Source organism: Mesorhizobium sp. CCNWLY176 (assembly GCF_037153935.1).
GTDB classification, from domain to species: domain Bacteria; phylum Pseudomonadota; class Alphaproteobacteria; order Rhizobiales; family Rhizobiaceae; genus Mesorhizobium_M; species Mesorhizobium_M zhangyense.
This window is the reverse complement of record NZ_JBBBDZ010000006.1, coordinates 201,100-214,026: the sequence shown is the minus strand read 5'-3', so window position 1 is coordinate 214,026 and position 12,927 is coordinate 201,100. Positions and strand designations below refer to the sequence as shown.

Here is a 12,927-nt window from a genome sequence, read left to right as displayed (position 1 = left end):
TAGGCTCAGAAAAGCGCCTGCAATTCCGGCAGCTTGTCGTTGACCAGCCAGCCGTAATAATTTTCTTCTGGAAACTTGGCTTCCTGGCCTTCGCTCTGGCGCTTCTGGTTTTCCGCTTTCAGCGCATAGGCGCGCGCTTCCGGGTTGCCGATATTGTACAAGGTCGCGGTTATTCCCGGATTCTTCGAAATGTCGAAGCCGGCAATATTGCGATAGGCGTCGATCGACGTTTTCACGACGGCGGCGACGTAAGGCAAAGTCAAATCCGGGTCCATGATCGTTTCATAGACCTGGCTCGGCCGCGCGGCATCGAGCTTCGGTAGCCCGGAGACACGGTGGACGAGATCGCTCACCTGAAGTGCGGTCAGCGGATTGAGTTGGCCGAGACCAAAAGTCTGGCCGGCATAGAATGGCTGGAAGAAGGTGGCGCTGAAACGGTCGTTGGGATAGCTCTTGCCACCCACCGTCTTGCCGCGGAACTGGCGGTTCCAGACGTTCTCGCGGCATTCCCACAGATCGTAGCTGTCGGTCTTGCTGGCGCAGCCGGCAAATTCGGGCCGCTGGATAAAGTCGGTGACGTCTTCGCCCTTGTAGGTGAAGCTGATGCCGTTGTTGAGATAGGCCGCCGCCTTCACATAATAGGTCTGCAGGCGGTCATAGGCGTCGACATTGTAGGTATGCTCGCCGACCAAGGCACCGACGATGTGCATCGGGTCGATCCTGTAGGCGGATGCGACCTCGCGGATCTTCGCGCGAAGTGCTGCGTCATTCTTGAACAGCGCATAGACCTTGCGGTACTTGGCGTCGAAGCTGGTCTTGCCGGCCTTGGTGCGCTTGGACGAGGCGCCCGGCACCGTCGGCTGTTCGGCGTTGCGGTTTCCCGGCGGCACAAGCGTTTGCGCTTGGGCTGGCAAGGCTAGGCAGGCCAGAACCGGAAACGCTAGAATAGACGAGATTTTCATGCGTTTCCGCAACCTTCGATAGCCATCAGTCCGGCAAATTAGAAAAAGCGCTCGACCGAGTCGAGCGCTTTTCCATTGTGTGGGACCTTTGGACCGATCCTTAAAGGATGAATCGCGACAAATCCGTGTTCCGCGACAGATCGCCGACATGCTTCTCGACATAGGCGGCGTCGATCTTCACCGAGGTGCCCGACTGATCGGGAGCGGTGTAGGAGATTTCGTCCAGCACGCGCTCCATCACGGTCTGCAGGCGCCGCGCGCCGATATTCTCGACGCTGGCGTTGAGGTCGACCGCAATTCCGGCCAGCGCATCAATCGCATCGTCGGTGAATTCGAGCGTCACGCCTTCGGTGCCCATCAGCGCGATATACTGCTTGATCAGGCTGGCCTCCGTCTCGGTCAGGATGCGCCGGAAATCATCCTTTTCCAGCGCCCGCAGCTCGACACGGATCGGCAGGCGGCCCTGAAGCTCCGGCAGGAGGTCGGATGGCTTGGAAACATGGAACGCGCCCGACGCGATGAACAGGATATGGTCGGTCTTCACCGGCCCATATTTGGTCGAAACCGTCGTGCCCTCGACAAGCGGCAGCAGGTCGCGCTGCACGCCTTCGCGGGACGGACCGCCGGAAATGTCGCTCCTGGCCGCGATCTTGTCGATCTCGTCGAGGAAGACGATGCCGTCATTCTCGGCCGATTCCAGCGCCTTGCGCACGACCTCGTCCTGGTCGAGCAGCTTGTCGGACTCATCGGCGATCAGCAGCTCGTAGGACTCCTTGACCGTGGTCTTGCGCGTCTTGGTCCGCGTCTGACCCATGGCCTTGGACAGCATGTCGTTGATGTTCATCACGCCGATATTGGCGCCGGGCATGCCCGGAATCTCGAAGCCCGGCATGCCGCCGGTTCCGGTGTCGGCAACCTCGACTTCGATCTCCTTGTCGTCGAGCTCGCCGTCGCGCAGCTTCTTGCGGAAGCTGTCGCGGGTGGCCGGGCTGGCCGTCTTGCCGACCAGCGCCTCAAGCACGCGCTCCTCGGCATTGAGATGCGCGCGGGCCTTGACGTCTTCGCGCATCTTTTCACGCACGATGCCGATCGCGGTCTCGACGAGGTCACGGATGATCTGCTCGACATCGCGGCCGACATAGCCGACTTCGGTGAACTTGGTTGCCTCGACCTTGATGAAGGGCGCGCCGGCCAGCCTTGCGAGACGGCGCGAAATCTCGGTCTTGCCGACGCCGGTCGGCCCGATCATCAAGATGTTCTTGGGCATCACCTCTTCACGCATGTTGCCTTCGAGCTGCTGGCGGCGCCAGCGATTGCGCAATGCGATGGCCACGGCGCGCTTGGCGTCCTTCTGGCCGATGATGAAACGATCGAGTTCGGAAACGATCTCGCGGGGGGAAAAATTTGACATATTGGATACTCGGTTTTGTTTTTGCTTATGTATGAGCCGGAAGCCGGCCCGCAAGGGCGTCCGGCAGCCGGGACAGAAGAGTGCGGCGCAGCGTATGCCAACCGGCGCTTAGCAGGAGCACCAGCGCACCGAGCACCAGCATGGTCAGTGGCACGACGCTGTCCGACAGTCCCGCCTTGACGACCAGCGAACCGAAGGCAAAGCCGGCATAGGACAGGCCCGAGACGAGAATGGCGCGCCTGTCGACCAGCACGGCGACGAATGCGAGGCCGATGAAGATCGCAAGGATGCTCCAGGCCGAAATGGCCTCGGGACCGCCTTGGCCGACCAGGCCGCTGACGAGCGGATGGACGATCAGCGGTGCTGCCAGCATATGCAGCCAGAAGGCGATGTCAGTGCGCCGGGTCTGGCGTTGCGGATCGCTCAGGTCGAAGCGCATGGCGAGCGCGAACACCGCAAGCCCGCAGACGAGCAGCAACGGCTTGGCGATCTGTGCAATGAGATCGGGAGCAGCGATGAAAACAAGCCCGACAGCGGCGGCAACCAGAGCCGCGACCCCGGCTGCCACGGTGATCGGCACACGAAAACGCCAGTAGTGCAGCGCAGTGGCGCCGGCAGTGACGAGCCCGGCCACGACGATTGGCCAGCCGGTATCGTCGGCAAACGCTGAACCGAAGCCCAGCCTCGGATCCAGGGCCAAGGCGACGGCCCCAAACACCGCTGCCGCGAAAGCCAGAAGCAGCACTATGCTCGGCAGCGCCATGCGCCGCTTGCGGGTGAAATATTCTGCGAGCAGCCAGTTCGCCACCGCGATGACGACGCACATGCCGACGCCGCCGATGAATTCGATGGAGAAGTAGCCCAGAGCGCCGAGGAACAGGCCGAGGCCGATCGTCACGAAGATATCGCTGAACCCGCTGATGAAACGGAACTTTTCGTCATCCTGCGGCTCGACGTCGAGGGCGGCGGTTCTGGTCTTTTCCAGATCGCGCAGCCCTTGCGCCTGTTCGGCCGTCACAAGGCCGCGTTCTATCGCCGCGAGCAGCGCTGCGTTCGAGATGAAAATGTCCGGCGATTTGGAAAGCGTGTTCATAGGTCTAGATGGCCCCCGCCTGCCACTGCTTGATCACCTCGAAAGGATGGACCAGCATGATTACGTTGAGTGTCAGATTGTCCCGGATGAGATAACCGACCCCGATTTCGAAGATCAGCGCCAGAACCACGATGCTCCATACGGGCAGGCGCCGCGCCATGACAAAGCCCAGCACCATCGCCAGCGTATCCGATACTGAATTGATGATGCTGTCGCCGTAATAGTCGAGCGAGATCGTGCCTTCCCGGTAGCGGTTGATGATGAAGTCGCTGTTTTCCAGGAGCTCCCAGGCGCCTTCCACGACAATGGCCAGCGCCAGCCTTATCCAGATCGAGCGTCCGGGCAGCACCAGCCAGGCAAGCGCATAAAACAGGAAGCCGTGGATGATGTGAGAGAAGGTGTACCAGTCGCTGATATGCTGCGAATTCTCGGAACTCTGCACGACACCGTGCCAGAGTTTCACATAGCCGCATTCGCAGATCGGCACGCGGCCCATCATATAGAGGATCACCGCCTGAGCGATGATCAGCGCTGCTGCGATCGTGACGCCAGCCTGCCAGGACAGGTGAAAAGCGTCTTTTTTCTGCCCTGCCGAAGCGGTCATGCGTCCTCGTTCCAGTCATCGGCGTCGATCGCCATCATCAGGGCCGGACCATAGATCGAGGTCCGTGTGTCGAAGGCGCGAAAACCTGCCTTCTCATAGGCGCGGATCGCTCTTGTGTTGGCCGGGTCAGGGTCGATGATCACGCGCGGCGTGCCTTCCTCGAACAGCTCTTCCACGAACTGCCGCAAAAGTGCCGAGCCATGACCCATGCCGACGAGCTCCGGCCTGCCGATCGAAAGATCGAGCCCAAGCGTGCCGAATGGCTGGTCCTGATAGGGATGGTCGTCCTCGAGATGCGGATCGTAGCTTTGCAGATAGCCGATCGGCTTGCCGTTCAGCTCAACAATCAGCGGTTCGACCGATATGCTGTCGATGTGCTCGCGGATCGAGGCGATCTCGTCTTCAGCATCGTCCCACCACTCGGCGACATGCGGTTGCCGCAGCCAGCCGGCGATCATCGGCAGATCTGCCTCGACCACCGGCCGGAAGCTGTAGCGGCGCTGCGCCTCAGGCGGCATCGAGCGTTTCGATGACGAAGCTGTGGTTGGTGTAGACGCAGATGTCGGCGGCGATCTCCATCGCCTTGCAGGCGATCTCCTCGGCGTCCTTGTCGGTGTCCATCAGCGCGCGGGCCGCGGCCAGCGCGTAATTGCCGCCCGAGCCGATCGCCATCACGCCGTGTTCCGGCTCCAGCACGTCGCCGGTTCCGGTCAGCGCCAGCGAGACATTCTTGTCGGCAACCAGCATCATCGCCTCCAGCCGGCGCAGATAGCGGTCGGTGCGCCAGTCCTTGGCGAGCTCAACGCAGGCGCGCGTCAGCTGGTCGGGATATTGTTCGAGCTTGGCTTCGAGGCGTTCGAGCAGGGTGAAGGCGTCAGCCGTGGCGCCGGCGAAACCGGCAATGACATTGCCTTTGCCGAGCCGGCGCACCTTCTTGGCATTGCCCTTCATGATGGTCTGGCCGAGGCTCACCTGGCCGTCGCCGGCGATCACCACCTTGCCGCCCTTGCGCACGGTCACGATCGTGGTGGCGTGCATCGTCAATTCATTCGACATAGTCAGCTCCGATTGCGCGCCATCCCTTTAAGGCAATCGGCGCGGTACGAGGTTTGTTTCGCCATATGTATGCATAGGCCGCATGATTGCAAATCCCCACGACACGCGCCGCAACACCCGCGTCGTGCCAACTGGAAATCGCGGCAGCATGCTGTTAGAAGGCTCACGTTTTCTTAAATGCAAGGAACCGCTCCATGAGCAAGCGCGCCGCTGAAGTCAGCCGCAACACCCGCGAAACGGAGATTGCCGTTTCCCTCGATATCGACGGCACCGGCCGTTCCGATATGTCGACGGGCGTCGGCTTCTTCGACCATATGCTCGACCAGCTTTCGCGCCATTCGCTGATCGACATGACGGTGAAGGCCAAGGGCGACCTGCACATCGACGACCACCACACCGTGGAAGACACCGGCATCGTCATCGGCCAGGCGCTGACGAAGGCGCTCGGCGAGCGTCGCGGCATCATGCGTTACGCGTCGATCGACCTTGCCATGGACGAGACGCTGACGCGGGCTGCTATCGACGTCTCCGGCCGGCCGTTTTTGGTCTGGGACGTGAAGTTCTCGGCACCCAAGATCGGCACTTTCGACACCGAACTGGTGCGCGAGTTCTTCCAGGCCCTGTCCCAGAATGCCGGCATCACGCTGCACGTCACCAACCATTACGGTGCCAACAACCACCACATCGCCGAAACCTGCTTCAAGGCGGTGGCGCGTGCACTGCGGACGGCTCTGGAGCGCGACCCGCGCCAGCCGGACGCGGTTCCCTCCACCAAAGGTTCGCTGAAAGGCTGACGCCGATGAGCACTTATGTCGTCATGGAGCCGCCGATTAAGGGGCGCGGCGAGGCATCGGACAAGGCCGTCTTCGTCCGCGACAGGTTTGCGGTTTTTGCCTTTCTCGTGCCCCCGCTCTGGCTGCTCTGGCACCGTCTCTGGATCGAAGCCGCATTCGCCTTTGCCGCCGCTCTGGCGTTGGCGGCCCTTGGCGAAGTCGCAGGCTTCGGCGTGACCGGCTCGCTGCTGTCGCTGCTCGTTTCCATCTATGTCGGCCTGGAAGGAGCGGCGCTGCGCATAGCCGCCCTTCGCCGCCGCGGCTGGCGCGAATGGGGTGTGGTCGAGGCGGATGATATATCTGACGCCGAGATACGCTATCTCACACAGGCTGTGGGCACCGAGGCCGCCGAGGCCGAGGAGATTGTCCGGCCCGTCGCCGTTGCCTAACCCCACGCCCTCGCTCGGCCCGCACCGTCGCTCGGCCTTGTTCAATACCCCGGAAAAGCCTGACATGCGTGTAGCCATCATCGATTACGGGTCGGGCAATCTCCGCTCGGCCACCAAGGCTTTCGAACGCGCCGCGCGCGAGGCGGGCATTGCTGCCGAGATCGACCTGACGGCCGATGCCGAACGCGTCCGTACCGCCGACCGTATCGTGCTGCCGGGCGTCGGCGCCTATGCCGATTGCCGCGCTGGGCTCGATGCGGTGCCGGGCATGGCCGATGCCATCGACGAGGTCGCGATCAAACAGGGGAGGCCATTCCTCGGCATCTGCGTCGGCATGCAGCTGATGTCCGAGCGGGGTCTTGAAAAGACGATCACCCACGGCTTCGGCTGGATTGCCGGCGATGTGAAGGAAATCACCCCGTCCGACCCGGCTTTGAAGATTCCGCAGATCGGCTGGAACACGATTCACGTGAAACATTCGCATCCGCTGTTCGACGGAATTCGCACGGGAGAGGGCGGTCTGCACGCCTATTTCGTCCATTCCTACCATCTCAATGCGAGCAAGCCGGACCAGGTGCTGGCTGTTGCCGACTATGGCGGCCCGGTGACCGCTGCGGTCGTGCGCGACAATCTCGCCGGCACGCAATTCCATCCCGAAAAGAGCCAGGCGCTCGGCCTCGCTTTGATCACCAATTTTCTGAAATGGAAGCCATGATCCTTTTTCCCGCCATCGACCTGAAAGACGGCCAGTGCGTTCGCCTGAAGCTCGGCGACATGGACCAAGCCACCGTCTACAACGCCGATCCCGCCGCCCAGGCAAAAGCCTTCGAGGATCAGGGTTTTGAGTGGCTGCATGTCGTCGACCTCAATGGCGCATTCGCCGGCGAGAGCGTCAATGGCGCAGCCGTCGAGGCGATCCTGAAGGCGACGAAAAATCCGGTCCAACTCGGCGGCGGCATCCGCACGCTCGATCATATCGAGAGCTGGCTTTCCAAGGGGCTTGCCCGCGTCATCCTCGGCACAGTCGCGGTGCGCGATCCCGGCCTGGTCATCGAAGCCTGCAGGAAATTTCCAGGCAAGATCGCCGTCGGCATCGACGCCAAGGGCGGCAAGGTCGCGGTCGAGGGCTGGGCAGAGGCTTCGACGCTGGGCGTCGTTGAGCTGGCAAAAAAGTTCGAAGGCGCCGGCGTGTCAGCCGTCATCTACACCGACATCGACCGCGATGGCATTCTCACCGGCATCAATTGGGATGCGACCATAGACCTTGCCGAGGCGGTCTCCATACCGGTCATAGCTTCGGGCGGCCTCGCCTCGATTGCCGACATCGTGCGCATGACCATGCCCGACGCAAAAAAACTCGAAGGCGCGATTTCCGGCCGCGCGCTCTACGATGGCCGCATCGACCCGGCGGAAGCGCTGGCGATTTTGCGCGGCGAACTGAAGCCGGAACCGGGATTGTTCGAGGAACAGATATGACTCTGAAGGCCCGCGTCATCCCCTGTCTCGACGTCAAGGACGGCCGCGTCGTCAAGGGCGTCAACTTCGTCGACCTGATCGACGCCGGCGATCCGGTCGAGGCGGCCAAGGCCTATGATGCGGCAGGTGCCGACGAGCTTTGTTTTCTCGACATCACGGCGTCGTCGGACAACCGCGAAACCATCTTCGACGTCATTGCCCGCACGGCGGAGCAATGCTTCATGCCACTAACGGTCGGCGGCGGCGTGCGCCAGGTGGCTGATATACGAAAGCTGCTGCTGGCCGGCGCCGACAAGGTGTCGATCAACACGGCAGCCGTGAAGAACCCGGATTTCGTCGCCGAAGCCGCCGACAAGTTTGGCAACCAGTGCATCGTCGTTGCCATCGATGCAAAGAAGGTCTCGCAGCCGGGCGAGAACGACCGCTGGGAAATCTTCACCCATGGCGGCCGCGAGAAGACCGGCATCGACGCAATCGAGTTCGCACGAAAGGTCGTCGATCTCGGCGCCGGCGAAATTCTGCTGACCTCCATGGATCGCGACGGCACCAAGGCCGGCTACGATATCTCGCTTACGCGCGCGGTGGCCGATGCGGTGCGCGCGCCGGTGATCGCCTCGGGCGGCGTCGGCACGCTCGAGCACATGGTTGCAGGCATTCGCGATGGCCATGCCACTGCCGTTCTGGCAGCTTCCATTTTCCATTTTGGCACCTACACCATTGCGCAGGCCAAGGACTACATGGCAAAAGCAGGCCTGCCGATGCGGCTGGATGCTGCCGCGTGACCTCTCTCGCCGAGATGCGAATGACCGGTTTTTCCCTGGATGATCTCGAACGCATCGTCGCTGAACGCGCCCGTTCCGGCGATCCGTCTTCATGGACCGCCAAGCTCTTTAGCCAGGGCATGGAGCGCGCCGCCAAGAAGCTTGGCGAGGAAGCCGTTGAAACGGTCATTGCCGCCGTGAAGGGCGATAAAAAGGACCTCGTTTCCGAAAGCGCCGATCTTCTCTATCATTGGCTGGTCGTGCTGGCGGTTGCCGGCGTGCCGCTGTCGGACGTGCTTGCGGAGCTCGAAAAAAGGACCGGCCAGTCCGGGATTGCCGAGAAGGCATCACGCAGCTAGAGCAATTCCCGGAAAACGTGCAGCGGTTTTCCGCCGGGAAATGCGTAAAAACAAGTGCTTGGCCTGAGGTAAGCGATGGATCAACTCGCTCCGACCGTAAAATATTCCCCGTACCGGTTTTTTTCGGCCGAGCGATGGGCCGAGTTTCGTGCCGACACGCCGATGACCCTGACGGCGGACGAGGTCAAGCGGCTGGGCTCGCTTTACGATCCGATCGATCTCGACGAGGTCCGCCGCATCTATCTGTCGATGTCGCGGCTGCTCTACGCCCATGTCGAGGCGAGCCAGCTTCTGTTTCGCCAGCGCCAGGCGTTTTTCAGCGGCGATCAGGTCGCCAAGACGCCCTTCATCATCGGCATGGCCGGGTCGGTCGCGGTCGGCAAGTCCACTACGGCCCGTATCCTGAAGGAGCTTCTCGGTCGCTGGCCGTCGAGCCCGAAGGTCGATCTGGTGACCACCGACGGCTTTCTTCTCCCCAACGAGGTGCTGCGCCGCGAGAACCTGATGGAGCGCAAGGGCTTTCCTGACAGCTATGATGTCGGCGCGCTGTTGCGTTTCCTCTCGGCGATCAAGTCGGGCCAGCGCGACGTTCGCGCGCCGCTCTACTCGCACCTGACCTATGACGTGATGCCGGGTGCGTTCGTCACCATCGATCGGCCTGATATATTAATCTTCGAAGGGCTGAATGTGCTGCAGCCGCGCGAGCTGCCCAAGGACGGCAACTTCGTCCCCTTCGTCTCGGATTTCTTTGATTTTTCGATCTATATCGATGCCGAGGAAGAGCTGATCCACAGCTGGTATATCAAGCGTTTCATGCGGCTGAGGGAAACGGCCTTCCGCAATCCCGAATCCTTCTTTCATCGCTATTCGCAACTGTCCGAGGATGCCGCCAAGGCGATCGCCGAGGGCTTGTGGGGTAATATCAACCTGAAGAACCTCAGGGAAAACATCCTCCCGACCCGTCCCCGCGCCGACCTGATCCTGCGCAAGGGCGAGGATCATCTGGTCGAGGAAGTGGCGCTGAGGAAGCTGTAAGCGGCGCTGGCGACAAGCCTTCTGGAAAATGGAAACGGCGGCACAAGGCCGCCGTTCGAATTTCGAGTGTCGGAGATGCCGTCAGGCCTTCGCGATCTCGGGAATGCGCAGCACCTGGCCGGGATAGATCTTGTCGGGGTGGGTCAGCATCGGCTTGTTGGCTTCGAAGATCAGCGTGTTCTTCGCGCCCTTACCCTTGCCGTACTGGGATTCGGCGATCTTCCAGAGATTGTCGCCCTTTTTCACGGTGTAGAAAACGGGCTCCTTGGCTGGCGTCGCAGCCGCCACCACGGCGTTCATGTCGACATTGCCGTCGAGCTTCAGCCCGCTCTCGGGCGCGACGACCTTCAGTTCCCCGGCCTCGACCTTGGAAACGCCGAGCGTGTTGCCAACCGCAATGATGGCCTTCTCGAAGATCGATTGATCCGCGACGACACCCTTGAGAACGGCCTTGTCGCCCTGGATTTCGACCTGAACCTTGTCGGTGCCGAGCTTGTGGGAATCGAGTTCCTTTTTCAGCTCCTCAGCCGTCGCCACCTTCTCGTCGTCGCCGCCAAACCCCAGTTTCTTGCCGACATTCTTCACAAAATCGAACATACCCATGGTCAGTATCTCCTTGCTTCCGCATTGATCCGCCACGCGAATTTTGCATCTGCCGCCAGAAATTGAAAGCGGTGATTGAAATTCGCACCTGTCGGCGTTGGCTATACTAGTCGTTATCGACCCTGCCGCGCAGCTTCTTGACGGTGGAGCGGCCGGCCTTGGTTTTCAGCCGTCTTTCAACCGCACCCTTCGTAGGCTTTGTTTTTCTGCGCGGCTTTGGCGGCGGCTCGGCCGCCTTGGCGACGAGTTCCGTCAGCCGCGCGCGAGCATCCATCCGGTTCTGCTCCTGTGTGCGGAAACGGCCGGCTTCGATGACGATGACGCCGTCCTTGGTCGCGCGCTGGCCGGCCAGTTTTATCGTGCGTTCACGCACGCGCTCGCTCAGCCCCAGCGCGTTCCTCGCGTCGAAGCGCAGTTGCACGGCGGTTGCCACCTTGTTGACGTTCTGGCCGCCGGGACCGGAGGAGCGAATAAAATTCTCCTCGAGGTCATCGGGGTGGATGACGGCTTCTTCGGTGATGATGATCTTCTCGTCCGCGCTCATGACGCTACTGATGACGTGCGCCGCGCAAAAAGAAAAGGCCCGGCAGAGCCGGGCCTTTTGCGTTCATATTAGGCAAGCCTATTCGGCGGCGTCCAATATACGCGGCGCGGCTCCCAGAACGCTGGCATCGACATGGGTTTCGAACTTGCCGAAATTGTCGATGAACATGTTGACCAGCTTCTTCGCCTGCTGGTCGTAAGCCTGCTTGTCGGCCCAGGTCGAGCGCGGATCGAGGATCGCGCTGTCGACGCCTGGAACCGTCACGGGAACCTCGAAGCCGAAATTCGCGTCGGTGCGGAATTCCGCGCCGTTCAGCGAGCCGTCGAGGGCCGCGGCCAGCAGCGCGCGCGTCGCCTTGATCGGCATGCGCTTGCCGGTGCCATAGGCGCCGCCGGTCCAGCCGGTATTGACCAGCCAGCAGTCGACGCCGTGCGCGGCGATCAGTTCACGCAGCAGATTGCCGTATTCCGAAGGATGGCGCGGCATGAAGGGAGCGCCGAAGCAGGTCGAGAAGGTCGCTTCTGGCTCGGTCACGCCCTTTTCGGTGCCCGCGACCTTTGCCGTGTAGCCGGACAGGAAGTGGTACATGGCCTGCGCCGGCGTCAGCTTGGCGATGGGCGGCATGACGCCGAAGGCATCGGCGGTCAGCATGATGATGTTCTTGGGATGGCCGGCGCGGCCGCTGGCGCTGGCATTGGGAATGAAATCCAGCGGATAGGCGCAGCGCGTGTTTTCGGTCAGCCGCCCGTCGTCGAAATCGGGAACGCGAGCCTCGTCGAGAATCACATTCTCCAGCACGGTGCCGAAGCGCTGCGTCGTCGCAAAAATCTCGGGCTCGGCTTCCGCCGAAAGCCGGATCGTCTTGGCGTAGCAGCCGCCTTCGAAATTGAAGATGCCTTCCGGTCCCCAGCCATGCTCGTCGTCGCCGACCAGCGTGCGCGCGGGATCGGCCGAAAGCGTCGTCTTGCCGGTGCCGGACAGGCCGAAGAAGACGGCTGCGTCACCGTCAGGCCCTTCATTGGCCGAGCAATGCATCGGCATGACACCCTTGACCGGGAGGTGATAATTCAGCGCCGTGAAGACCGACTTCTTCATCTCGCCGGCATAGGAGGTGCCGCCGATCAGCACGATCATGCGCGTCAGGTCGACCGCGATCACGGTTTCCGTGCGGCAGCCGTACCGTGCCGGATCGGCGCGGAAGGACGGCAGGTCGATGATCGTCATCTTCGGCGTGAACGCGTCGAGTTCGCTCGCTGCCGGGCGGATCAGTAGGTTGCGGATGAACAGCGAATGCCAGGCATATTCGGTGACGACCCGCGTCGGCAGTTTCTGCGTCGCGTCAGCGCCGCCGATCAGGTCCTGCACGAACAGATCCTTGTCAGCCGCATGGGCAATGAAATCCGACAGCAGCAGCTCGAAATGCTCGGGCGACATCGGCTTGTTATTGTCCCACCAGATATGCGGTTCGGTGGCTGCGTCGCGCACCACGAACTTGTCCTTGGCCGAGCGTCCGGTGTGCTGGCCGGTTTCCGCCACGAGGGCTCCATGCGCGGTCAACTTGGCTTCGCCGCGCCGAATCGATTCCTCATAAAGCGCTGCGGCACCGAAATTATAATGCACGGTGCCCGAAGTTTTCAGGCCGGATTTGTCGATCCCGTAATTCGGGTTTCGTTTGCCGGTCTCGCTCATGCGCAGCTCTCCATCCATAACAAGGGCGCCAATGTTCGGGCACATGACCCGCCGTCATATTCCTCCTCTCATGGAGGGCAATTGTGGTCAGAAACAGAAAAGGTAAGTAATT

Annotated in this window: 16 protein-coding genes; 7 read left to right on the top strand and 9 right to left on the bottom strand. The window is 61.6% G+C overall.

Annotated elements, in window-relative coordinates; translation table 11 throughout:
• Positions 1–5 precede the first annotated feature (5 nt).
• The 6 genes from WBQ96_RS12740 to hslV form a co-directional block, all read right to left on the bottom strand.
• A complete protein-coding gene (locus WBQ96_RS12740) occupies positions 6–962 on the bottom strand; it encodes a DUF1402 family protein (RefSeq protein WP_336550459.1) in 957 nt (318 codons plus the stop codon).
• Positions 963–1,062: 100 nt separating this feature from the next.
• A complete protein-coding gene (gene hslU / locus WBQ96_RS12735) occupies positions 1,063–2,373 on the bottom strand; it encodes an ATP-dependent protease ATPase subunit HslU (RefSeq protein ID WP_091915697.1) in 1,311 nt (436 codons plus the stop codon).
• A 25-nt stretch (positions 2,374–2,398) separates the two neighbouring features.
• The gene (locus tag WBQ96_RS12730) at positions 2,399–3,466 is read right to left on the bottom strand and encodes a hypothetical protein (RefSeq protein ID WP_336550460.1); all 1,068 of its coding nucleotides are present in this window, start codon (positions 3,464–3,466) and stop codon (positions 2,399–2,401) included.
• Positions 3,467–3,470: 4 nt separating this feature from the next.
• Entirely contained in the window at positions 3,471–4,070 is a 600-nt protein-coding gene (locus tag WBQ96_RS12725) for a DUF2585 domain-containing protein (protein WP_336550461.1), read from the bottom strand.
• A complete protein-coding gene (locus tag WBQ96_RS12720; RefSeq protein WP_336550462.1) occupies positions 4,067–4,588 on the bottom strand; it encodes a GNAT family N-acetyltransferase in 522 nt (173 codons plus the stop codon). The genes WBQ96_RS12725 and WBQ96_RS12720 overlap by 4 nt, the downstream gene beginning before the upstream one ends.
• The gene (hslV, locus tag WBQ96_RS12715) at positions 4,578–5,126 is read right to left on the bottom strand and encodes an ATP-dependent protease subunit HslV (protein ID WP_336550463.1); all 549 of its coding nucleotides are present in this window, start codon (positions 5,124–5,126) and stop codon (positions 4,578–4,580) included. Before hslV ends, WBQ96_RS12720 begins: the two co-directional genes overlap by 11 nt.
• Positions 5,127–5,320: 194 nt before the next feature.
• Here hslV and hisB point away from each other — a divergent pair, with 194 nt between their 5' ends.
• From hisB to coaA, 7 genes are all read left to right on the top strand, one after another.
• The gene (gene hisB / locus WBQ96_RS12710; RefSeq protein WP_336550464.1) at positions 5,321–5,920 is read left to right on the top strand and encodes an imidazoleglycerol-phosphate dehydratase HisB; all 600 of its coding nucleotides are present in this window, start codon (positions 5,321–5,323) and stop codon (positions 5,918–5,920) included.
• Between the two features lie 5 nt (positions 5,921–5,925).
• The gene (locus tag WBQ96_RS12705) at positions 5,926–6,348 is read left to right on the top strand and encodes a DUF2628 domain-containing protein (RefSeq protein WP_336550465.1); all 423 of its coding nucleotides are present in this window, start codon (positions 5,926–5,928) and stop codon (positions 6,346–6,348) included.
• 64 nt (positions 6,349–6,412) lie between these two features.
• Positions 6,413–7,063, top strand: a complete 651-nt coding sequence (hisH, locus tag WBQ96_RS12700) for an imidazole glycerol phosphate synthase subunit HisH (RefSeq protein ID WP_336550466.1) — start codon at positions 6,413–6,415, stop codon at positions 7,061–7,063.
• Positions 7,060–7,824 carry a 1-(5-phosphoribosyl)-5-[(5-phosphoribosylamino)methylideneamino]imidazole-4-carboxamide isomerase gene (gene hisA / locus WBQ96_RS12695; protein WP_336550467.1) on the top strand — a complete coding sequence of 255 codons (765 nt, stop codon included), beginning with the start codon at positions 7,060–7,062 and terminating at the stop codon, positions 7,822–7,824. Before hisH ends, hisA begins: the two co-directional genes overlap by 4 nt.
• Positions 7,821–8,606, top strand: coding sequence for an imidazole glycerol phosphate synthase subunit HisF (hisF, locus tag WBQ96_RS12690; RefSeq protein WP_336550468.1), 786 nt, complete (start codon positions 7,821–7,823; stop codon positions 8,604–8,606). The genes hisA and hisF overlap by 4 nt, the downstream gene beginning before the upstream one ends.
• Positions 8,607–8,626: 20 nt before the next feature.
• The gene (locus WBQ96_RS12685) at positions 8,627–8,944 is read left to right on the top strand and encodes a phosphoribosyl-ATP diphosphatase (RefSeq protein WP_336550469.1); all 318 of its coding nucleotides are present in this window, start codon (positions 8,627–8,629) and stop codon (positions 8,942–8,944) included.
• 75 nt (positions 8,945–9,019) lie between these two features.
• Positions 9,020–9,979, top strand: coding sequence for a type I pantothenate kinase (gene coaA / locus WBQ96_RS12680; RefSeq protein ID WP_336550470.1), 960 nt, complete (start codon positions 9,020–9,022; stop codon positions 9,977–9,979).
• A gap of 81 nt (positions 9,980–10,060) precedes the next feature.
• Here the strand turns inward: coaA and lysM are convergent, their stop codons facing one another.
• From lysM to WBQ96_RS12665, 3 genes are all read right to left on the bottom strand, one after another.
• Positions 10,061–10,582 (bottom strand): peptidoglycan-binding protein LysM, encoded by a 522-nt coding sequence (gene lysM, locus WBQ96_RS12675; protein WP_165120189.1) that lies wholly within the window; start codon positions 10,580–10,582, stop codon positions 10,061–10,063.
• A 106-nt stretch (positions 10,583–10,688) separates the two neighbouring features.
• Positions 10,689–11,126, bottom strand: coding sequence for an alternative ribosome rescue aminoacyl-tRNA hydrolase ArfB (gene arfB, locus WBQ96_RS12670; protein ID WP_336550471.1), 438 nt, complete (start codon positions 11,124–11,126; stop codon positions 10,689–10,691).
• Positions 11,127–11,204: 78 nt separating this feature from the next.
• Positions 11,205–12,815 carry a phosphoenolpyruvate carboxykinase gene (locus WBQ96_RS12665; RefSeq protein ID WP_336550472.1) on the bottom strand — a complete coding sequence of 537 codons (1,611 nt, stop codon included), beginning with the start codon at positions 12,813–12,815 and terminating at the stop codon, positions 11,205–11,207.
• Positions 12,816–12,927: the final 112 nt, after the last annotated feature.

Excerpts from the sequence above, each read along its gene's own strand:
- hisH (WP_336550466.1), top strand. The coding sequence starts at position 6,413 with ATGCGTGTAGCCATCATCGATTACGGGTCGGGCAATCTCCGCTCGGCC.
- hisB (WP_336550464.1), top strand. The coding sequence starts at position 5,321 with ATGAGCAAGCGCGCCGCTGAAGTCAGCCGCAACACCCGCGAAACGGAG.
- hslU (WP_091915697.1), bottom strand. The coding sequence starts at position 2,373 with ATGTCAAATTTTTCCCCCCGCGAGATCGTTTCCGAACTCGATCGTTTC.
- arfB (WP_336550471.1), bottom strand. The coding sequence starts at position 11,126 with ATGAGCGCGGACGAGAAGATCATCATCACCGAAGAAGCCGTCATCCAC.
- lysM (WP_165120189.1), bottom strand. The coding sequence starts at position 10,582 with ATGGGTATGTTCGATTTTGTGAAGAATGTCGGCAAGAAACTGGGGTTT.
- hslV (WP_336550463.1), bottom strand. The coding sequence starts at position 5,126 with ATGTCGAATGAATTGACGATGCACGCCACCACGATCGTGACCGTGCGC.
- WBQ96_RS12730 (WP_336550460.1), bottom strand. The coding sequence starts at position 3,466 with ATGAACACGCTTTCCAAATCGCCGGACATTTTCATCTCGAACGCAGCG.
- WBQ96_RS12725 (WP_336550461.1), bottom strand. The coding sequence starts at position 4,070 with ATGACCGCTTCGGCAGGGCAGAAAAAAGACGCTTTTCACCTGTCCTGG.
- WBQ96_RS12685 (WP_336550469.1), top strand. The coding sequence starts at position 8,627 with ATGACCGGTTTTTCCCTGGATGATCTCGAACGCATCGTCGCTGAACGC.
- WBQ96_RS12705 (WP_336550465.1), top strand. The coding sequence starts at position 5,926 with ATGAGCACTTATGTCGTCATGGAGCCGCCGATTAAGGGGCGCGGCGAG.
- WBQ96_RS12665 (WP_336550472.1), bottom strand. The coding sequence starts at position 12,815 with ATGAGCGAGACCGGCAAACGAAACCCGAATTACGGGATCGACAAATCC.
- hisF (WP_336550468.1), top strand. The coding sequence starts at position 7,821 with ATGACTCTGAAGGCCCGCGTCATCCCCTGTCTCGACGTCAAGGACGGC.
- WBQ96_RS12740 (WP_336550459.1), bottom strand. The coding sequence starts at position 962 with ATGAAAATCTCGTCTATTCTAGCGTTTCCGGTTCTGGCCTGCCTAGCC.
- hisA (WP_336550467.1), top strand. The coding sequence starts at position 7,060 with ATGATCCTTTTTCCCGCCATCGACCTGAAAGACGGCCAGTGCGTTCGC.
- WBQ96_RS12720 (WP_336550462.1), bottom strand. The coding sequence starts at position 4,588 with ATGCCGCCTGAGGCGCAGCGCCGCTACAGCTTCCGGCCGGTGGTCGAG.
- coaA (WP_336550470.1), top strand. The coding sequence starts at position 9,020 with ATGGATCAACTCGCTCCGACCGTAAAATATTCCCCGTACCGGTTTTTT.